The sequence below is a fragment of the Vogesella sp. genome (assembly GCF_046297735.1).
Classification (GTDB): domain Bacteria; phylum Pseudomonadota; class Gammaproteobacteria; order Burkholderiales; family Chromobacteriaceae; genus Vogesella; species Vogesella urethralis.
Map to the genome: position 1 here is coordinate 86936 of NZ_JBKBHK010000006.1, position 19207 is coordinate 106142.

Genomic DNA, 19207 nt, shown 5'->3' on the forward strand with positions numbered 1-19207 from the left:
GTGTCTTTGGTCGGGGCGAGAAGATTCGAACTTCCGACCCCCTGCACCCCATGCAGGTGCGCTACCAGGCTGCGCTACGCCCCGACTAAAGAGGTGAAAATTATAGGGCCATTCTCACTCTTTGCCAAGCGAAATATCGAGCCAATCGATAATCGATTGCAGCTCGGCGCGGACCTGCTGCGCCGTCATCGGCGCCTGCTCGCCACTGGCACCCTGCAAGCGCTGGCGTGCACCTTGCAGCGTGAAACCGTCGTCGTACAGCAGGTCGCGGATGCGACGCACCAGCAGCACTTCGCCGTGCTGGTAGTAGCGGCGGTTACCGCGACGCTTCACATTGCGCAGCTCGGAGAATTCCTGCTCCCAGTAGCGCAGCACGTGCTGCTTGACGCCCGTCAGCTCGCTGACTTCACCGATGGTGAAGTAACGCTTGGCCGGAATTGCCGGCAGCTCAGCCTTGTTTGTCGGCATGATGTTGTTCAACCATTCCCTTGAGTTTCTGACTTGCATGGAAAGTTACCACGCGTCGGGCGGTGATGGGAATCTCTTCGCCGGTTTTGGGGTTACGGCCCGGGCGCTGCGGCTTGTCGCGCAGCTGGAAGTTACCGAAACCGGACAGTTTCACGCTGGTGCCGGTTTCCAGGGTGGCGCGGATCTCTTCGAAGAAAGATTCCACCATGTCCTTGGCTTCGCGTTTGTTCAGGCCCACCTTATCAAACAGCAGGTCAGCCAGTTCGGCTTTGGTCAACGTCATGACAATTCCTCACTACAACATCATATTACAGGGGCCACCCGCCCTTGCGGGTGGCCGAAGGGGTTGATGATCAGGCGCGCAGCACGGCACCGGCGCCTTGGGCAGCAGCCAGCATGGCGGCCACCGCCTGCTCCACTTCCTCGTCCACCAGGGTCCGGTCGGCGGCTTGCAGGATGATGCGGAACGCCAGGCTCTTCTTGCCCTCGTCCACACCCTTGCCACGGTAAACGTCGAACAGCGCCAGCTCGCGCACCACTTCGCTGGCAGCAGCCTGCATCGCAGCCTGTACCGAGGCGGCTTCGACGGCCTCGTCCACCACCAGCGCCAGGTCGCGGCGTACCGGCTGGAACTTGCTGACCGCGGCCAACTGCACGCGGCCAACCTGCTCTACCGCCTCAACTGCCAGCTCGAACAGCACCGGTGCGTTGGCCAGGCCGTAAGCCTGTACCCACTGCGGGTGCAACTCGCCCAGCACACCCACCACCTGGCCATCCAGCAGCACCTCGGCACATCGGCCAGGGTGGAAGGCCGGATGCGCGGCTTTGCGGAAGGCCGCCACGCGCGGCGCCAGCAGCGCCTCGACGTCGGCTTTGATGTCGTAGAAGTCGACGCGTTCCGCTTTACTGCCCCACTGCTCGTCAACACGGCTACCGTGCGCCAGGCCGGCAATCACTTCCGGCTGCTGCACGCTGCCGTCGGCTTGCTTGCGGAACACACGGGCGATTTCGAACACGCGCACGCGGCTGTGCTTGCGGTTCAGGTTGGCCGCCAGGGTATCGACCAGACCGCCGATCAGCGTAGAACGCATCACGCTCATCTGGCTGGCAATCGGGTTCAGCAGGCGGATGGCGTCGGCGTTGCCGGCGAAATCACGCTCCCACTTTTCTTCCACAAAGGCGTAGCTGACGATTTCCTGGAAATCGCGGCCGGCCAGCAGGCGGCGCACGTCGCTGCGCACGCGCAGGCCTTCCGGCTGCGGCAGCATGGTCTGTGCGGCCAACGGTGCCTCGGCCGGGATGTTGTCGTAGCCGTAAACGCGGGCGATTTCCTCGATCAGATCTTCTTCGATGGCGATGTCGAAGCGGAAGCTCGGTGCGCTCACCACGAAGCCGGCGTCGTTTTGCTCGAAGGCCAGGCCCAGACGGGTAAAGATGGCCGCAATCTGCTCGGCGCCCAGCGCTACGCCCAGCACCTTGGCCACGCGGGCGGTACGCACCGTCACGCTGCCGCGTTGCGGCAGCTGGCCGACGGTTTCGGTCAGCGGGCCGGCTTCGCCGCCGCAGATGTCCAGCACCAGCGCGGTAGCGCGCTCGATGGCCTCGGTCTGCAGGGCAAAATCCACGCCGCGCTCGTAGCGGTAGCTGGAATCAGAGCCGAAGCCCAGGGCACGGGCTTTGCCGGCGATGGCTTCAGGCTGGAAGAAGGCGCTTTCCAGGAAGATGTCGCGGCTGGCGGTGGTCACGCCACTGTCCAGGCCACCCATGATGCCGGCGATGGCCAGAGGCTGCTGGTCGTCGGCGATCACCATCAGGTCCGGCGTCAGCGCCACTTCTTTTTCGTTCAGGCACACCAGCTTCTCGCCGTCGGCGGCCATGCGCACGGTAATGCCACCGTTGATCTTGCTCAGATCAAAGGCGTGCATCGGCTGGCCCTGCTCCAGCAGGATGTAGTTGGTGATGTCGACGATGGCGGAAATGGAGCGCAGGCCGGCGCGTTCCAGACGGTGCTTCATCCAGTCCGGGGTGGCAGCGGCGGCGTTGACGTTCTTCACTACGCGGCCAACGTAACGGCCGCACGGTGCGTTATCGGCGATGGTGACAGCCAGTTTGCTGTCGGTTTGTGGCGCCACGGCGGCGATGTCCCAGGCGGCCAGCTGGCTACCGGTCAGCGCGGCCACTTCGCGGGCAATACCGCGGATCGACAGGCAGTCGGCGCGGTTCGGGGTAATCTTCAGCGTGAACAGGCTGTCGTCCAGGCCCAGGTAGTCGCGGATATTCTGGCCCACCGGCGCGTCAGCCGGCAGCAGCATCAGGCCGTCGACGTCTTCCGGCACACCCAGCTCTTTGCCGGAACACAGCATGCCGCCGGATTCGACGCCACGCATCTTGGTCGGCTTGATCTTGAAGTCGCCCGGCAGGATGGCGCCCGGCAGCGCGCACGGCACCTTGACGCCTACCGCCACGTTGGGCGCACCGCACACGATCTGCACCAGCTCGCCATTGCCAACGTCCACTTTGGTGACGCGCAGGCGGTCGGCGTTTTCGTGCTTGACGCACTCTTTCACCTCGGCGATCACCACGCCACTGAAAACGGGGGCGGCCGGGGTCACTTCTTCCACTTCCAGGCCTGCCATGGTCAGCAGGTAGGACAGCTCGTCTGTGCTCAGCGACGGGTTAACGCGGCTGCGCAGCCATTGTTCGGAAAATTGCATGATGAGTCTCCGTCGCGATCAGTTGAATTGTTTCAGGAAGGTCAGATCGTTCTCGAAGAACAGGCGCAGGTCGTTGACGCCGTAACGCAGCATGGCGAAGCGGTCCAGACCGATACCGAAGGCGAAGCCGATGTATTTTTCCGGGTCGATGCCAACGTTGCGCAGCACGTTCGGGTGCACCATGCCGCTACCGCCTACTTCCAGCCAGCGGCCACGGTCGTCCAGCACGTCGATTTCGGCCGAGGTTTCGGTGAACGGGAAGAACGACGGACGGAAGCGCACTTGCAGGTCGTCACGCTCGAAGAAGCGGCGCAGGAAGTCGGTCAGCGTGGCCTTGAGGTCGGCAAAGCTGACGTTTTCGTCGATCCAGAGGCCTTCCATCTGATGGAACATCGGCGAGTGGGTCGCGTCGGAATCCACACGGTACACGCGGCCCGGCGCCACGATCTTGATCGGCGGCTTGTTGTCCAGCATGTAACGCACCTGGATCGGGCTGGTATGGGTACGCAGCACGTCGCCGCCTTCCACGTAGAAGGTGTCCTGCATGGCGCGGGCGGGGTGGTTTTCCGGGATGTTCAGCGCCTGGAAGTTGTGGAAATCGGTTTCGATTTCCGGGCCGTCGGCCACTTCAAAGCCCATGCTGGCGAACAGGCCGGTAATGCGTTCCAGCGTCAGGGTCACCGGGTGCAGGCCGGCGGGCTTGCTGCCACGGCCCGGCAGGGTGACATCCAGCGACTCGGCGGCCAGCTGTGCGGCCAACTTGGCGGCATTGAAGGCGTCGCGCACTTCGTTGTGACGGGTCTCGAACGCCTGCTTGGCGGCGTTGATGGTAGCACCGGCGCTCTTGCGCTCGTCGGGCGACAGTTTGCCCAGCTGTTTCAGAAGCTCGGTCAGCGCGCCACTCTTACCAAGGTAGCGGGCCTTGACCTGTTCCAGTTCAACGAGGTCGGCAACCGTATCGAGGGCTGCCAGGCCTTCCTTGAGAATCACGTCAACATTGCTCATGGGTCGCACCAGTATGCGGAAGAAAACTCACCAGAACGCGGTCGCTCGGGTGAATGCTCTCGTGGGCCAAATCGAAAAAAAAGGGAGGCATAAGCCTCCCTTTTTAGTGTCCTGCGATTAAGCGAGGGCGGCTTTCGCTTTCTCAACGATCAGCGCAAATGCCGGCTTGTCGAATACGGCCAGGTCAGCCAGTACCTTACGGTCGATTTCGATCAGCGCTTTCTTCAGGCCGTTCATGAATTTGCTGTACGGCAGGCCGTTTTCACGAGCTGCAGCGTTGATACGAGCAATCCACAGTTGACGGAACTGACGCTTCTTCTGACGACGGTCGCGGTAGGCGTACTGACCGGCTTTCATCACCGCCTGTTTGGCGATGCGGTAGACGTTCTTGCGACGGCCGCGGTAGCCTTTCGCCAGGGCGAGGATTTTCTTGTGACGAGCACGTGCGGTTACACCGCGTTTTACGCGTGGCATTCTTCAGGTCTCCTTAAGCGTAAGGCATCATGGCGCGAACAGAGGCCATGTTGGTAGCGTGAACCATGGTGGTACCACGCAGTTGACGTTTGCTCTTGGTGGTTTTCTTGGTCAGGATGTGACGTTTGAAAGCCATGGAGCGCTTAACGCCGCCATTGCCCAGCACTTTGAGACGCTTTTTCGCGCTCGATTTGGTTTTCATCTTCGGCATGGAAATCTCCTGCTGAATTTCGTTAGATTAGACACAGGGTGGCCAACAGGCACTTGAAACCACTGCGTCACGCTTTTGTTGCAAGCCGTTGCCGGCCTACAAAATCAACACGGCAGGCGAACCTGCCGTGTCGAAGTCGATGATTATAACCGATTATTTCTTTTTCGGGGCAATCATCATCACCATCTGGCGACCTTCCAGTTTCGGGAACTGCTCGACAGTCCCTACTTCTGCCAGATCGGCCTCGACGCGCTTGAGCAGCGCCAGACCGATATCCTGGTGCGCCATTTCACGACCGCGGAAACGCAGCGTGATCTTGGCCTTGTCGCCTTCAGTCAGGAAGCGGATCAGGTTACGCAGCTTGACGTTGTAGTCGCCATCGTCGGTACCAGGACGGAATTTGATTTCCTTTACCTGGATCTGTTTCTGCTTCAGCTTGGCTTCGTGCTTTTTCTTGGACTGTTGGTACTTGAACTTGCCGTAGTCCATCAGTTTGCACACAGGCGGCTGGGCTGTCGGGGAAATTTCCACCAGATCAACTTCGCGCTCTTCGGCCATGGCCAGTGCTTCACGCACGGTCACGATACCAAGTTGTTCGCCTTCTTCACCGACCAAGCGGATTTCACGGCCGGTGATTTCACCGTTGATCCGTGGTTCACGTTCCTGAGCTATAGCAATTACTCCTAAAGAAATTCATCGTATCCGTGCATTAAGCCTGCGCCAGCGCGGCATCCAGGTGCTGGATGAACGCGTCGAGCGGCATTTGCCCCAGGTCTTCACCCCGGGCGCGCACGGCAACCAGCCCGCCTTCCATCTCTTTGTCGCCAATGACGATCTGGTACGGAAGCTTCTGCAGGCTGTGCTCGCGGATTTTATAGCCGATCTTTTCGTTTCTCAAGTCAAGATCAACGCGGTAGCCGTGTTCGCGCAACTTCTTGGCCACACTGTCGGCATATTCTGCCTGCGAGCTGGTGATGTTCATCACCACCATCTGCACTGGCGCCAGCCACAACGGGAAGGCCCCGGCGTGGTTCTCGATCAGGATGCCGATAAAGCGCTCCAGCGAGCCCAGCACCGCGCGGTGCAGCATTACCGGGCGCTTGCGGCTGTTGTCGTCGGCCACGTACTCGGCGTCCAGACGCTCCGGCAGCACGTAATCCAGCTGCAGGGTACCACACTGCCAGGAGCGGCCCAGCGCGTCCTTGATGTGGTACTCGATCTTCGGGCCATAGAACGCGCCCTCGCCCGGCAGTTCTTCCCACTCGATGCCGCAGGCACGCAGCGCTTCGCGCAAGCCTTCTTCAGCACGGTTCCAGGTTTCCAGCGTACCGGCGTATTTTTCCGGGCGCAGCGAGAGTTTGACCGACACATTGTCGAAACCGAAGCGCTTGTACACCGCCATGGTCAGCTCGTTGAAGGCCTTGGCTTCGGCGATGATCTGGTCTTCGGTACAGAAAATGTGAGCATCGTCTTGTACAAAGCCGCGCACGCGCATGATGCCGTGCAGCGCGCCGGACGGCTCGTTACGGTGACAGGCACCGAACTCGGCCAGGCGCATCGGCAGGTCGCGGTAGGAACGCAGGCCGCTGTTGAATACTTGCACGTGGCCCGGGCAGTTCATCGGTTTCACTGCGTAGTCGCGCTTTTCCGACTCGGTAGTGAACATGCCTTCACGGTAGTTTTCCCAGTGGCCGGACTTTTCCCACATGATGCGGTCCATCACCATCGGGGTACGGATTTCCTGGTAACCGGCGGCGGCCAAGGTCTTGCGCATGTATTGCTCGATGCTCTGCCACAGCGCCCAGCCTTTCGGGTGCCAGAACACCATGCCCGGCGCTTCGTCTTGCAGGTGGAACAGGTCCAGCTGCTTGCCCAGCTTGCGGTGATCGCGCTTCTCGGCCTCTTCCAGCATGTGCAGGTACTGTTCCAGATCTTCTTTCTTGGTCCAGGCAGTACCATAGATACGCTGCAGCATCTCGTTGTTGCTGTCGCCACGCCAGTAAGCACCGGCCACTTTCATCAGCTTGAACACTTTCAGCTTGCCGGTGGACGGCACGTGCGGGCCGCGGCACAGGTCGGTGAAGTCGCCTTCACGGTACAGGCTCAGCACCTGATCGGCCGGGATCGACTCGATGATTTCCGCCTTGTACGCCTCGCCGATGCCCTTGAAGTAGGCCACTGCCTCGTCACGCGACAGCTCGTAACGCTCGACCGGAATATCCTTCTTGGCCAGCTCGGCCATCTTTTTCTCGATGGCGACCAGGTCTTCCGGCGTAAACGGGCGCTTGTAGGCGAAGTCGTAGTAGAAACCGTTTTCGATTTCCGGGCCGATGGTGACCTGGGCTTCCGGGAACAGCTCTTTCACCGCGTAAGCCAGCAAGTGGGCGGTGGAGTGACGGATGATGGACAGGCCGTCAGCGTCTTTGTCGGTGATGATGGCGAGGTCGGCGTTGGCCGCAATCTGGTAGGAGGTATCGACCAGTTGGCCGTCCACACGGCCAGCCAGCGCTGCACGCGCAAGACCGGTGCCGATGGACGCAGCCACTTCGTGCACCGTTACCGGCTTGTCGAAGGAACGGATGGAACCGTCGGGCAGGCGAATGTCAGGCATAGCAACTCCAGCTTTCTAAGCAATGAGGTGGACGGACGTCAAAAAATCAGACCAAAAAAAAAGTGCGGCTCGAGCCGCACTTTTCTGTTTGCAAGGAGTAACCCTTCCGCTTCGGAACAGGGTACCCGTAGGCTCGGTATCAACGCGAGGTACGGGTGGTGGTAGTTCGCTTGAACATGGGTTTACTCCCTGCTGAATACTGGTAGGCACGATCGGATTCGAACCAACGACCCCCACCATGTCAAGGTGGTGCTCTAACCAACTGAGCTACGTGCCTGTTGTCAGGAGAGCCGATATTAGCGCTTTAGCGCCGCGCTGGCAAGCAAACAGCAGGCAATCGGCGGCAGCGGGGTGTATACTGGCAGGCTGATTTTCGGAATCCGACGAACAATATCAAGCACATGCTGAAGTTTACCCTGCACAAAACCTCGGGCGGCGCGCGCCGGGGCACACTGGAACTGAACCACGGCACAGTGGAGACCCCGGTCTTCCAGCCGGTAGGCACCTATGGCTCGGTGAAGGCGATGAGCCCACACGAGCTGCACGACATCAAGGCCCAGATCATTCTGGGCAACACTTTCCACCTGTGGCTGCGCCCGGGCCTGGAGATCATCGAGCAGTTTGGCGGCCTGCACGATTTCATCGGCTGGGACAAACCCATCCTCACCGACTCCGGCGGCTTCCAGGTATTCAGCCTGGGCGCCATGAACAAGATTTCCGAGGAAGGCGTTACCTTCCAGAGCCCGGTCAACGGCGACAAGCTGTTCCTGTCTCCGGAAAAGTCGATGGAAATCCAGAAGGTACTGAACTCGGACATCGTGATGATCTTCGACGAATGCACGCCGGGCCAGGTTGACCACGCCACCGCCGCCAAGTCGATGCGCATGAGCTTGCGCTGGGCCGAGCGTTCGCGCCGCGCCTTCGACGACCTGAAAAACCCCAACGCCCTGTTCGGCATTGTGCAGGGCAACCTGTACCGCGACCTGCGCCAGGAGTCGCTGGACGGCCTGATGGACATCGGTTTTGACGGCATTGCCGTCGGCGGGCTGTCGGTGGGCGAACCCAAGCCCGAGATGTACCGCATGCTGACCGAGCTGAAAGACATGCTGCCGGCCGAGAAACCGCACTACCTGATGGGCGTGGGCACGCCGGAAGATCTGGTACACGGCGTGGCTAACGGCATCGACATGTTCGACTGCGTGATGCCGACCCGCAACGCCCGCAACGGCTGGATCTTCACCCAGTGGGGCGACGTCAAGATCAAGAATGCGCGCTACAAGGACGACAAGAAGCCGCTGGACGAGCAATGCGACTGCTACACTTGCCGCCACTTCAGCCGAGCCTACTTGCACCATTTGCACCGCACCGGCGAAATCCTGGGTGCGCGCCTGAACACCATCCACAACCTGCACTATTACCAGGTGCTGATGCAGGAGATGCGCGACGCCATCGACGCCGACCGCTTCCCCGACTGGCAGGCCAGCTTCCACGAGCGGCGTGCACGCGGCGTGAACTGAGCGGGCTGGCCGCAGTCCCATCGCACTGCGGCCAACCTTTGGCACGGTTGGAAAGTGGGCACGTGCTGGCTACAATGCCCCACTTGACGCTTTCATCACTCACAAACCCAAACACCAAAAAAGGGAGACCCGAATGTTTATCCCCCCGGCTTTTGCCAATACCGGCGCTGCAGAACTGATGCAGTTCCTGCCGATGATCGTCATTTTCATCCTGTTCTGGTTCCTGCTGGTTCGCCCGCAACAGAAGAAAATGAAAGAACACCAGAAGATGCTGTCCGAAATCGTGAAGGGTGACGAAGTCGTGACCCAAGGTGGCATCATCGGCCGCGTGACCAAGTGCGGCGAACAGTACCTGAGCGTGGAAATCGCCAACGGCGTGGAAATCAGCGTTCAGCGTGGCGCTGTGGCTGCCAAGCTGGAAAAAGGCACCATCAAGTCCCTGTAACCCCCCGGGCCGCCTTGGCGGCCCTTTTCCTGTCAAGCTTTCCATGAACCGCTTCCCGATCTGGAAATACCTACTGATTGCGCTGGTGCTCGTCACCGCCACAATCTACACCCTGCCCAATTTCTTTGGCGAAACCCCGGCGGTCCAGATTTCCAGCACACGCCAATCCACCCCGGTGGATACCGCGCTGATGGCCCGCATCGAAACCACCCTGAAGCAGCAAGGCATCGCCCCGCAAGGCATTTTCCTGGACGGCAACAGCCTGAAAGTACGCTTCAAGGACCCGGACACCCAAATCAAGGCGCGCGATGCCATCCAGCAAGCACTGGGTGACACCTACATCATCGCCCTGAACCTGCTGCCAGCATCGCCGGAATGGCTGACCCGCCTGCACGCCAACCCGATGTTCCTGGGCCTGGACTTACGCGGCGGCGTGCACTTCCTGCTGGAAGTAGACATGCAGGCCGCCGTGGATAAAACCATGGAACGCTACGCTGGCGACGTGCGCCGCGAGCTGAAAGCCGCCAAGATCCGCTACGGCGCCATCAAGCGCCAGGGCGACACCACGCTGGAAGTACAACTGCGCGACGCCGAAACACTGAAGGCCGCGGCCGACAAGCTGGCGCGCACCCTGCCCTCGGTCAGCTTCGATAGCGATGCCACCAACTTCCGCCTGACGCTGAAGCTGAAGCCAGAAGAAATCACCCGCATCCAGAGTGATGCCGTGAAGCAGAACATCACCACCCTGCATAACCGCGTCAACGAGCTGGGCGTGGCAGAACCGGTGATCCAGCAAGCCGGCCCTAGCCGCATCGTGGTACAGCTGCCGGGCGTGCAGGATACCGCCAAAGCCAAGGACATTCTGGGCCGTACCGCTACCTTGCAGGTGCGCATGGTGGAGGACGACCCGGCCAAAGTAGCCGAGGCGCTGGCAGGCAATACCCCGGCCGGCTACGAGCTGCTGGACGAAGTAACCTCGCGCGGCACCGGTAAGATCTTGCTGAAGAAAGACGTGGAGCTGACTGGCGATAACATCAACTCCGCCCAGCCTGGCTTTGACCAGAACGGTGGTGCGGCTGTGGATATCGGCCTGGACAGCACGGGTGCGGAAATCTTCCGTGCGCTGACTGCGGAGAACATCAACAAACGCATGGCCATGGTGCTGGTGGAGAAAAACCGCAGCGAAGTGGTGACCGCACCGGTGATCCGCAGTGAAATCGGCGGTGGCCGCGTGCAGATTTCCGGCAGCATGAACCCGGCTGAAGCCAACGACGTGGCCCTGCTGCTGCGCGCCGGCTCGCTGGCGGCACCGATGAACATCATCGAAGAACGCACCATCGGCCCGAGCCTGGGTAAGGAAAACATCGAGAAGGGCTTCCACTCCACGCTGTGGGGCTTTGCCGCCATCGCGGTGTTCATGGCCATTTACTACGGTGTATTCGGCGTGATCTCGGTGATCTCGCTGGCGGCCAACCTGTTCATGCTGGTGGCGCTGCTGTCGATGCTGCAGGCCACCCTAACGCTGCCCGGCATTGCCGCCATTGCGCTGACGCTGGGTATGGCCATCGACGCCAACGTGCTGATCAACGAACGTATCCGTGAAGAGCTGCGCAACGGCGTACCGCCGCAGTCGGCCATCCAGGCCGGTTACGGCCACGCCTGGGCCACCATTCTGGACTCGAACGTCACCACCCTGATCGCCGGCCTGGCCTTGCTGATCTTCGGCTCCGGCCCGGTACGCGGCTTTGCCGTGGTGCACTGCCTGGGCATTCTGACCTCCATGTTCTCTGCCGTGCTGGTATCGCGCGCCGTGGTGAACCTGTGGTACGGCCGTCGCCGCCGCCTGACCTCAATTTCCATCGGCCAGGTATGGAAGCCGGACAACAAATAAGGATCTGACGATGGAGTTTTTCCGCATCAAACGGGACATCCCGTTCATGAGCTACGGCAAGCTCACCACCAGCATCTCGCTGGTCACCTTTATCCTGGCGGTGGTATTCCTGTTCACCAAAGGGCTGAACCTGTCGGTGGAGTTCACCGGCGGTACGGTAATGGAAGTACAGTACCAGCAAGCGGCCAACCTGGCCGATATCCGCCACCGCGTGGAAACACTGAAGGTGGGCGAGGTTCAGGTACAAAGCCTGGGTACCAGCCGTGATGTGTTGATCCGCCTGCCCAGCAAAGCCGGCACCAGTTCGGCTAAATTGTCCGAACAGGTAATGGGCTTGCTGAAAGCCGGTGACGCCAGCGTGCAGCTGCGCAAGGTGGAGTTTGTCGGCCCTAGCGTCGGCGAAGAGCTGGTCAGCAGCGGCCTCACCGCCATCCTGTTGGTCTGCGTGGGCATCGTGATCTACCTGGCCATCCGCTTCGAGTGGCGACTGGCACTGTCGGCCATCATCGCCAACATGCACGATGTGGTGATCATCCTCGGCTGCTTTGCATTGTTCCAGTGGGAGTTCAGCCTCACCGTACTGGCCGGCGTGCTGGCGGTACTGGGTTACTCGGTAAACGAATCGGTAGTCGTGTTTGACCGTATCCGCGAAAACTTCCGCCGCCCGGCCATGCGTGGCAAGAGCACGGCCGAGGTGATCGATAACGCCATTACCGCTACCATGAGCCGTACCTTCATTACTCACGGCTCCACCGAAACCATGGTGCTGTCCATGCTACTGTTCGGCGGCCCGGCACTGCACGGCTTTGCCATGGCGCTGACCATCGGCATTGTGTTCGGCATTTACTCGTCGGTATTGGTAGCCAGCCCGCTGGCACTGGCACTGGGGACCAAGCGTGAACACATGGTGAAAGTGGTGAAACCGAAAGAAGAAGCGGTGGTGTAAGCCCCGCCCATTGCCAGGGTTGGCCGCACGTGGCCAACCTTGCCAGCGACTGCATCTACCCCAACCCTGCCACCGGCAGGGTTTGTTATCCTGTACAAGCGTACGACGGTGCCTTGCAAGGCCGGGTTGCCTCCAGCCCTGCCCTGCCAGCCACTGCAAAACAAAACCATGGAACTGATTACCTTCCTGATCGACTTCATCCTGAACATTGATACCCACCTGGCCACGCTAGTGGCCAACTACGGGCCGTGGATCTACTTCATCCTGTTCATGATCGTATTCTGCGAAACCGGGCTGGTGGTCACCCCGTTCCTGCCTGGCGACTCGCTGCTGTTCGTGGCCGGCGCCCTGGCCGCCATGGGGCAAATGAACGTCCATCTGCTGGTAGTGCTGTTGATCGTGGCGGCCATTCTGGGCGACGGCGTCAATTACGCCATTGGTCGCCACGTTGGGATGAAGCTTTTTGTGCGCTTTCCTCGCTTGCTGAAGCAGTCATATCTGGATAAGACCCACGCCTTCTACGAAAAACACGGCGGCAAAACCATCATCTTTGCCCGCTTCGTGCCCATCGTGCGCACATTTGCACCCTTTGTCGCGGGTATCGGGCACATGAATTACCGTCAGTTCCTCAACTACAATGTCATCGGCGCCTTGCTGTGGGTGATCGGTTTTACCTACGCCGGGTTCTTCTTCGGCAATATGCCGTTCGTGCGCAAGAACCTGGAATACCTGATTTTCGGCATCATCATCGTGTCGATACTCCCCGCCATCATCGAGCTTATCCGTCACCGCCAAGCCGCGAAGAAGGCCTGATTTTTAGCCACGACAATATACGGACAGCACGGAAACCATCACAGCTCGGCAAGCAGTACACGAGCACCGTCGGCTGGCTGCACCCGACACGGCGTAGCTGCCTTTTCGTGGCTCTTGCTGAGCAGAAGAACTTTCCGTGCCCTTGATGGCAAAAAATGTTTTTGCTTTATCCGTTGCCAACACAGAGCTTCAGCGCATGAAACGCATCCAGAAACTGTCCGATCACCTTGTCAACCAGATCGCCGCCGGCGAAGTGGTAGAACGCCCGGCGTCGGCGCTGAAGGAAATGATGGAAAACAGCCTGGACGCCGGCGCCAGCAAGGTCACCATCGACCTGGCGCAAGGCGGTATCAAGCTGATCCGCGTCACCGACAACGGCAACGGCATTGCCGCCGACGACCTGCCGCTGGCACTGGATCGTCACGCCACCAGCAAGATCGCCAGCCTGGACGACCTGGAAAGCGTGGCAACACTGGGCTTTCGAGGCGAGGGCCTGGCCAGCGTGGCCTCGGTATCGCGCCTGACGCTCACCAGCCGCCCGCACGACGCCGAGCACGCGCACCAGATCATCGCCATCGATGGCACCCTGCACCCGGTAGAGCCGGCGGCACACCCGGCCGGCACCAGCGTGGAAGTGGTCGACCTGTACTTCAACACGCCGGCTCGGCGCAAATTCCTGAAGAGCGACAACACCGAATACGCCCACTGCGCGGCAACGTTCGAGCGCATTGCGCTGGCACACCCGCAGGTGGAGTTCACGCTGCGCCACAATGGCAAGGTGATCTGGCGCCTGCCGCAGCAAAGTGTGGCCGAGCGCGTCGGCGCGCTGCTGGGCAAGGACTTTGTCGAGGCCGCGCTACCGCTGGACACCCAGGCCGCCGGCCTGGGCCTGACCGGCTTCGTGGCCAGCCCCACGTACTCCAAGGCCAACCGCGACGCGCAGTACTTCTTTGTCAACGGCCGCTTCGTGCGTGACAAGACCGCGCAGCACGCGCTGCGCCAGGCCTACCGCGACGTATTGCACCACGAACGCCACCCGGCCTACGCGCTGTTCTTCACGCTGGACCCGGCCGGGGTAGACGTCAACGTACACCCCACCAAGATCGAAGTACGCTTCCGCGAAAGCCAGGCGGTGCACCAGTTCCTGTTTCACAGCGTGCATCGCGCGTTGGCCGCCACCACCGCCGGCGCCAGCCCGGCGGTGCAGCTGCCCGGCCAGACCGCCGGCGACACGCCGCTCGCGCCCGCCGCACCCCAGGCAGCGCCAGCTGGCATCGCCCCCACCGCCAGCACAGCAGCACCGCAACAAGCAGGCCTGTTCCCGCCGCGCAGCGCGGCCAGCGTTGGCCGCATGCCATCAGCGCAGCCGTTCCGTTACGAACAGCAACGCATGCCGCTGGAAGTGGCGCGCGAAGCCATCGGCATCTACGACAAGCAGTTTGCCGGCCTGCGCGAACAAGAACGCAGCCAGCCGTCAGCCGTCACCCTGCCGCAAGCGCCGGCCGCCGCCAGCACGACCCAAGCCGCCAGCCCGGCGCTGCCGGAAGCCAGCGACGGCATCCCGCCACTGGGCTTTGCGCTGGCCCAACTACACGGCGTGTACATCCTCAGCCAGTGCGAGGATGGTCTGATCGTGGTAGACATGCACGCTGCGCACGAACGCATCGTGTACGAGCGCCTGAAAACCGCACTGGAAGCCGACGCCATCCCGATGCAGCCCTTGCTGCTCCCGGTATCGTTTGCCGCCGACCGTTTTGAAGTGGCGACCGTAGAAGAATACGGCGACGCCATGAAAAAGCTGGGTGTCGAGCTGGCCGTGCTGTCACCCACGCAGGTAGCCGTACGCGGCATGCCGGTATGGCTGAAGGAAGGTAATGCCGTCGAGCTGGCGCGGGCGGTGCTGAAAGACGTGCGCGAGCACGGCCTGACCCAGGTGATGACCGAACGCCGCAACGAGCTGCTGGCCACCATGGCCTGCCACGGCGCAGTACGCGCCAACCGCCAGCTGACGCTGCCGGAAATGAACGCCCTGCTACGCGACATGGAAGCCACCGAGCGCTCCGGGCAGTGCAACCACGGGCGCCCCACCTGGAGCCGCCTTGGCATGCGTGATCTGGATGCACTATTTATGCGCGGGCAATAAGTCCTTACTGGTCAAACGATGCAACAAAAAGCCCGACACCAGTCGGGCTTTTTCTTCAGGTAGTCACGGCGCCGGTGTACACACCATGCCGGCCGGACACGCAGGTGGTGTGGGCTCGCTGCTGGCGGCATTGGCCGCCGCTTTCACGCCGGCAGCAGTCACATCCACCGCCGTGCCCACCACCGTCGCCCCCACAGATACGGCCGTGGACGCCACCGATACCGCCGCGCTGGCAACCGACACCGCGGCACACCCCGTCATCTGCGTGGCTGCCAGCAGCAACGCGAGCTGTTTCATGCGCATCCTGATTCTCCTGCCCTGAAAAGGCCATTGTACGGACCGACCGACCGACCAGGCTGCCGCACAAAAAAACAAACCCCCGACGAGCGGGGGTTTTGTCTGCGGGCATGCCCCTAAGGGCGCCACCGGAAACCAGCTTATTTCAGCTTGGTTTCTTTGTACACAACATGCTTGCGAGCAACGGGATCAAATTTTTTGATCTCCATTTTTTCCGGCATGGTGCGCTTGTTTTTGGTGGTGGTGTAGAAATGACCAGTACCTGCAGTCGATTCCAGTTTGATCTTGTCGCGCATGGCTAATCCTTAAGCTTCGGTCGAGTTAATTACAGTTCGCCGCGAGCACGCAGGTCGGCCAGAACTGCATCGATGCCTACCTTGTCAATAGTACGCAGAGCAGCGTTGGAGATACGCAGACGTACCCAACGGTTTTCGCTCTCTACCCAGAACTTGCGGTACTGCAGGTTCGGCAGAAAACGACGCTTAGTTTTGTTATTGGCGTGGGACACATTGTTCCCGGTCATCGGACGCTTGCCGGTGACTTTGCAAACACGCGCCATGGTTAATCACTCCCAAAAGCCGGTAAAAGAAAGACTTATACCATATCAAAGGGCTCAAAGACAAGCACCAGCAGCGGCATCAAGCCGGCTGGCCACGTAATGTGTGGTCAGAGCCCAACCAAAGAAGGCGTGCATCATACCGCAGCTGCGCCATTCACGCAGCAAAAAACTGCAAGCACGCACCAAGGCCGCCCAGGACCCGGCGCAAGGCAAAAAGACTGGTACCACAGCAGCTTAGCGCGCATACCGCTCTCTTGCCCTTCCCTACTCATGACGATGTGCCGTGGGCCAGCAAGTTACGCATCACTCTCTATACTGAGCCACAGGCATTGCCTGCACACTCACACTTTATCCATGATGGCAAGCCGGATTTGCCGCGTTTGCCCCATTCAAAAAAAAGTGTGTTTCGGTTAAAATCCCGGATTCTCATAGAGCCGTAATCCCATGACCAAGTACATCTTCGTAACCGGTGGTGTGGTGTCCTCCCTGGGCAAGGGCATCGCCGCCGCGTCCATCGCCGCCATTCTCGAATCCCGCGGACTCAAGGTCACCATGCTGAAGCTTGATCCGTACATCAACGTCGATCCGGGCACCATGAGCCCGTTCCAGCACGGTGAGGTGTTCGTGACCGAAGACGGCGCCGAGACTGACCTCGACCTCGGTCATTACGAGCGCTTCATCCACGCCAAGATGAAGAAGAGCAACAACTTCACCACTGGCCAGATCTACGAATCCGTGATCACCAAGGAGCGCCGTGGCGACTATCTGGGTGGCACCGTGCAGGTAATCCCGCACATCACCGACGAGATCAAGCTGAAAGTGCGCGAAGGCGCCGGTGACGTTGACGTGGCCATCGTGGAAATCGGCGGTACCGTAGGCGATATCGAATCGCTGCCGTTCCTGGAAGCCATCCGCCAGATGCGCTCCAACCTGGGCCGCAAGAACACCCTGTTCGTGCACCTGTCCTACGTGCCGTACATCGCCACTGCTGGCGAGATCAAGACCAAGCCAACGCAGCACTCGGTAAAAGAGATGCGCGAAATCGGCATCCAGCCGGACATCCTGCTGTGCCGCATGGACCGCGAGCTGCCGGAAGACGAAAAACGCAAGATCGCGCTGTTCTGCAACGTCGAAGAAAACGCCGTGATCGGCTGCTACGACGCCGACTCCATCTACAAGGTACCGGGCATGCTGCACGCCCAGGGTATCGACGCCATCATCGCCGAGCAGCTGCAGCTGGACCTGCCAGCGGCCGACCTGAGTGTGTGGAACGGCATCATCGACGCCATCGAGAACCCGGATCACACCGTGAACATCGCCATGGTGGGCAAGTACGTCGACCTGACCGAATCGTACAAGTCGCTGTCCGAGGCGCTGAAACACGCCGGCGTGCACACCCGCACCAACGTGAACATCATCTATGTCGATTCCGAAGAGATCGAGCGCGACGGCGCCCAGTCGCTGAAAGACATGGACGCCATCCTGGTACCGGGCGGCTTCGGCAAGCGCGGCGTGGAAGGCAAGATCAAGGCGGTGAAGTTTGCCCGCGAGAACAACATCCCTTACCTCGGCATCTGTCTGGGCATGCAGATCGCGCTGATCGAGTACGCTCGTGACGTGGCCGGCATGCAGGGTGCCAACTCCACCGAATTCGATCTGGAAACCGACTACCCGGTCGTGGCGCTGATCGACGAGTGGGTCAACCACGACGGCAAGATCGAAAAGCGTGACGAAAACTCCAATATGGGCGGCACCATGCGCCTGGGCAGCCAGCAGTGCGACCTGACCGAAGGTTCGCTGGCGGCACGCGTGTACGGCAACACCGTCATCACCGAGCGTCACCGTCACCGTTACGAAGTGAACAACCACTACGTACAGCGCCTGTCGGATGCCGGCCTGACCATCAGCGGCGTGTCCGCCGGTCACGAGAAACTGGTAGAAACCATCGAGCTGGCCAATCACCGCTGGTTCTTTGCCTGCCAGTTCCACCCGGAATTCACCTCCACCCCGCGTGATGGCCACCCGCTGTTCATTGCCTACGTGAAGGCAGCGCTGGCCCACCAGCAGGACAAAGCCAAGGCTTGATCAGCGTCTGACTGATTCCGCCTGTTAACGGTTGGCCGCAGCTCGTGCAGATTCCTGCAAGACTTGCGGCCAACCTCGCCTTGAAAGGACACCCCATGAAACTCGCCGGTTTTGACGTTGGCCTGAACCAACCGCTGTTCCTGATTGCAGGCCCCTGCGTGATCGAAAGCGAACAGCTGGCCCTGGATACCGCTGGTCAGCTGAAAGAAATCACCAGTGCGCTGGGCATCCCCTTCATCTACAAATCCAGTTTCGACAAAGCCAACCGCTCGTCCGGCAAATCCTTCCGCGGCTTCGGCATGGAAGAAGGCCTGCGCATTCTGGATAAGGTACGCAGCCAGATCGGCGTACCGGTACTGACCGACGTGCACACCGAAGAACAGGTACCGCACGTGGCCGCCGTGGTGGACGTGCTGCAAACGCCGGCCTTCCTGGCGCGCCAGACCGACTTCATCCGCGCCGTCGCCGTGTGCGGCAAGCCGGTCAACATCAAGAAGGGCCAGTTCATGGCGCCGGGCGACATGAAACACGTGATCGACAAAGCCCGCGAAGCCGCACTGGAAGCCGGCCTGAACCCGGACAGCTTTATGGCCTGCGAACGCGGTGCGTCGTTCGGCTACAACAACCTGGTGTCCGACATGCGCAGCCTGGCCATCATGCGCGAAACCGGTTGCCCGGTGGTGTTTGACGCCACCCACTCGGTACAGCTGCCCGGCGGCCAGGGCACCAGCTCCGGCGGCCAGCGCGAATTCGTGCCGGTACTGGCCCGCGCCGCCATTGCTACCGGCGTGGCCGGCCTCTTTATGGAAACCCACCCGGACCCGGCCTGCGCCAAGTCCGACGGCCCCAACGCCTGGCCACTGGGTCGCATGAAAGAACTGCTGGCGACGCTGCAGGCGATCGACGCCCTGGTGAAGGGACAGCCCTTCGCCGAACAATCGCTGTAACAGGTTGACTCCACGGCCAGCCTGCTCCAAGGTTGGCCGCACCGTATCCCGGTTTGACTAACCTTGACACCCTGAAGGAAA

The 19207-nt window shown here is 60.8% G+C and carries 19 protein-coding genes and 2 tRNA genes; 9 read left to right on the top strand and 12 right to left on the bottom strand.

From position 1 onward, the window contains the following. Nucleotides 1-7: 7 nt before the first annotated feature. The 10 genes from ACK4FZ_RS09435 to ACK4FZ_RS09480 form a co-directional block, all read right to left on the bottom strand. Nucleotides 8-84 (bottom strand) — tRNA-Pro (locus tag ACK4FZ_RS09435). Nucleotides 85-114: 30 nt separating this feature from the next. Continuing rightward, entirely contained in the window at nt 115-468 is a 354-nt protein-coding gene (locus ACK4FZ_RS09440) for a MerR family transcriptional regulator (protein ID WP_144371891.1), read from the bottom strand. Further along, nucleotides 449-751, bottom strand: coding sequence for an integration host factor subunit alpha (locus ACK4FZ_RS09445; RefSeq protein ID WP_017507008.1), 303 nt, complete (start codon nt 749-751; stop codon nt 449-451). The genes ACK4FZ_RS09440 and ACK4FZ_RS09445 overlap by 20 nt, the downstream gene beginning before the upstream one ends. Nucleotides 752-821: 70 nt before the next feature. After that, entirely contained in the window at nt 822-3182 is a 2361-nt protein-coding gene (gene pheT / locus ACK4FZ_RS09450) for a phenylalanine--tRNA ligase subunit beta (protein WP_409820204.1), read from the bottom strand. 18 nt (nt 3183-3200) lie between these two features. Continuing rightward, complete coding sequence (gene pheS / locus ACK4FZ_RS09455) at nt 3201-4187, bottom strand: phenylalanine--tRNA ligase subunit alpha (protein ID WP_144371893.1); 987 nt, start codon at nt 4185-4187, stop codon at nt 3201-3203. Between the two features lie 117 nt (nt 4188-4304). Then, nucleotides 4305-4661, bottom strand: coding sequence for a 50S ribosomal protein L20 (gene rplT / locus ACK4FZ_RS09460; RefSeq protein ID WP_017507005.1), 357 nt, complete (start codon nt 4659-4661; stop codon nt 4305-4307). Nucleotides 4662-4674: 13 nt separating this feature from the next. Then, nucleotides 4675-4872: a 50S ribosomal protein L35 gene (gene rpmI / locus ACK4FZ_RS09465; RefSeq protein WP_017507004.1), complete on the bottom strand. Its 198-nt coding sequence runs from the start codon at nt 4870-4872 to the stop codon at nt 4675-4677. 153 nt (nt 4873-5025) lie between these two features. Continuing rightward, a complete protein-coding gene (gene infC / locus ACK4FZ_RS09470) occupies nt 5026-5550 on the bottom strand; it encodes a translation initiation factor IF-3 (RefSeq protein WP_144371894.1) in 525 nt (174 codons plus the stop codon). 31 nt (nt 5551-5581) lie between these two features. Further along, a complete protein-coding gene (thrS, locus tag ACK4FZ_RS09475; RefSeq protein ID WP_144371895.1) occupies nt 5582-7483 on the bottom strand; it encodes a threonine--tRNA ligase in 1902 nt (633 codons plus the stop codon). A gap of 200 nt (nt 7484-7683) precedes the next feature. Continuing rightward, nucleotides 7684-7760, bottom strand: a tRNA-Val gene (locus ACK4FZ_RS09480). Nucleotides 7761-7884: 124 nt separating this feature from the next. Between ACK4FZ_RS09480 and tgt the strand changes: the two genes are divergently transcribed. The 7 genes from tgt to ACK4FZ_RS09515 all read left to right on the top strand — a co-directional run bounded on the left by tgt (nt 7885) and on the right by ACK4FZ_RS09515 (nt 15560). Beyond that, the gene (gene tgt / locus ACK4FZ_RS09485) at nt 7885-9000 is read left to right on the top strand and encodes a tRNA guanosine(34) transglycosylase Tgt (protein WP_144371896.1); all 1116 of its coding nucleotides are present in this window, start codon (nt 7885-7887) and stop codon (nt 8998-9000) included. Nucleotides 9001-9133: 133 nt separating this feature from the next. After that, entirely contained in the window at nt 9134-9445 is a 312-nt protein-coding gene (gene yajC / locus ACK4FZ_RS09490) for a preprotein translocase subunit YajC (RefSeq protein WP_409820208.1), read from the top strand. Nucleotides 9446-9488: 43 nt separating this feature from the next. Next, the gene (secD, locus tag ACK4FZ_RS09495; RefSeq protein ID WP_409820210.1) at nt 9489-11336 is read left to right on the top strand and encodes a protein translocase subunit SecD; all 1848 of its coding nucleotides are present in this window, start codon (nt 9489-9491) and stop codon (nt 11334-11336) included. Between the two features lie 10 nt (nt 11337-11346). Next, nucleotides 11347-12282: a protein translocase subunit SecF gene (secF, locus tag ACK4FZ_RS09500; RefSeq protein ID WP_409820212.1), complete on the top strand. Its 936-nt coding sequence runs from the start codon at nt 11347-11349 to the stop codon at nt 12280-12282. 174 nt (nt 12283-12456) lie between these two features. Then, the gene (locus ACK4FZ_RS09505) at nt 12457-13095 is read left to right on the top strand and encodes a DedA family protein (protein WP_409820424.1); all 639 of its coding nucleotides are present in this window, start codon (nt 12457-12459) and stop codon (nt 13093-13095) included. Between the two features lie 196 nt (nt 13096-13291). Then, nucleotides 13292-15238: a DNA mismatch repair endonuclease MutL gene (gene mutL / locus ACK4FZ_RS09510; protein WP_409820214.1), complete on the top strand. Its 1947-nt coding sequence runs from the start codon at nt 13292-13294 to the stop codon at nt 15236-15238. An 85-nt stretch (nt 15239-15323) separates the two neighbouring features. Further along, nucleotides 15324-15560, top strand: coding sequence for a hypothetical protein (locus ACK4FZ_RS09515; RefSeq protein ID WP_409820216.1), 237 nt, complete (start codon nt 15324-15326; stop codon nt 15558-15560). A 115-nt stretch (nt 15561-15675) separates the two neighbouring features. On the opposite strand, the gene rpmG is transcribed toward ACK4FZ_RS09515, so the two are convergent. Next, nucleotides 15676-15831, bottom strand: a complete 156-nt coding sequence (gene rpmG, locus ACK4FZ_RS09520; protein ID WP_144371903.1) for a 50S ribosomal protein L33 — start codon at nt 15829-15831, stop codon at nt 15676-15678. Between the two features lie 29 nt (nt 15832-15860). Next, complete coding sequence (gene rpmB, locus ACK4FZ_RS09525) at nt 15861-16094, bottom strand: 50S ribosomal protein L28 (protein WP_026107616.1); 234 nt, start codon at nt 16092-16094, stop codon at nt 15861-15863. A gap of 444 nt (nt 16095-16538) precedes the next feature. Between rpmB and ACK4FZ_RS09530 the strand changes: the two genes are divergently transcribed. After that, nucleotides 16539-18179 carry a CTP synthase gene (locus tag ACK4FZ_RS09530; protein WP_409820218.1) on the top strand — a complete coding sequence of 547 codons (1641 nt, stop codon included), beginning with the start codon at nt 16539-16541 and terminating at the stop codon, nt 18177-18179. 95 nt (nt 18180-18274) lie between these two features. Continuing rightward, nucleotides 18275-19126 (top strand): 3-deoxy-8-phosphooctulonate synthase, encoded by an 852-nt coding sequence (kdsA, locus tag ACK4FZ_RS09535; RefSeq protein WP_409820220.1) that lies wholly within the window; start codon nt 18275-18277, stop codon nt 19124-19126. Nucleotides 19127-19207 lie beyond the last annotated feature (81 nt).

What these genes read in the sequence shown, in the direction of transcription:
- ACK4FZ_RS09440 (WP_144371891.1), bottom strand. Translation starts at nt 468, where the DNA reads ATGCCGACAAACAAGGCTGAGCTGCCGGCAATTCCGGCCAAGCGTTAC.
- ACK4FZ_RS09445 (WP_017507008.1), bottom strand. Translation starts at nt 751, where the DNA reads ATGACGTTGACCAAAGCCGAACTGGCTGACCTGCTGTTTGATAAGGTG.
- pheT (WP_409820204.1), bottom strand. Translation starts at nt 3,182, where the DNA reads ATGCAATTTTCCGAACAATGGCTGCGCAGCCGCGTTAACCCGTCGCTG.
- pheS (WP_144371893.1), bottom strand. Translation starts at nt 4,187, where the DNA reads ATGAGCAATGTTGACGTGATTCTCAAGGAAGGCCTGGCAGCCCTCGAT.
- rplT (WP_017507005.1), bottom strand. Translation starts at nt 4,661, where the DNA reads ATGCCACGCGTAAAACGCGGTGTAACCGCACGTGCTCGTCACAAGAAA.
- rpmI (WP_017507004.1), bottom strand. Translation starts at nt 4,872, where the DNA reads ATGCCGAAGATGAAAACCAAATCGAGCGCGAAAAAGCGTCTCAAAGTG.
- thrS (WP_144371895.1), bottom strand. Translation starts at nt 7,483, where the DNA reads ATGCCTGACATTCGCCTGCCCGACGGTTCCATCCGTTCCTTCGACAAG.
- tgt (WP_144371896.1), top strand. Translation starts at nt 7,885, where the DNA reads ATGCTGAAGTTTACCCTGCACAAAACCTCGGGCGGCGCGCGCCGGGGC.
- yajC (WP_409820208.1), top strand. Translation starts at nt 9,134, where the DNA reads ATGTTTATCCCCCCGGCTTTTGCCAATACCGGCGCTGCAGAACTGATG.
- secD (WP_409820210.1), top strand. Translation starts at nt 9,489, where the DNA reads ATGAACCGCTTCCCGATCTGGAAATACCTACTGATTGCGCTGGTGCTC.
- secF (WP_409820212.1), top strand. Translation starts at nt 11,347, where the DNA reads ATGGAGTTTTTCCGCATCAAACGGGACATCCCGTTCATGAGCTACGGC.
- mutL (WP_409820214.1), top strand. Translation starts at nt 13,292, where the DNA reads ATGAAACGCATCCAGAAACTGTCCGATCACCTTGTCAACCAGATCGCC.
- ACK4FZ_RS09515 (WP_409820216.1), top strand. Translation starts at nt 15,324, where the DNA reads ATGCCGGCCGGACACGCAGGTGGTGTGGGCTCGCTGCTGGCGGCATTG.
- rpmG (WP_144371903.1), bottom strand. Translation starts at nt 15,831, where the DNA reads ATGCGCGACAAGATCAAACTGGAATCGACTGCAGGTACTGGTCATTTC.
- rpmB (WP_026107616.1), bottom strand. Translation starts at nt 16,094, where the DNA reads ATGGCGCGTGTTTGCAAAGTCACCGGCAAGCGTCCGATGACCGGGAAC.
- ACK4FZ_RS09530 (WP_409820218.1), top strand. Translation starts at nt 16,539, where the DNA reads ATGACCAAGTACATCTTCGTAACCGGTGGTGTGGTGTCCTCCCTGGGC.
- kdsA (WP_409820220.1), top strand. Translation starts at nt 18,275, where the DNA reads ATGAAACTCGCCGGTTTTGACGTTGGCCTGAACCAACCGCTGTTCCTG.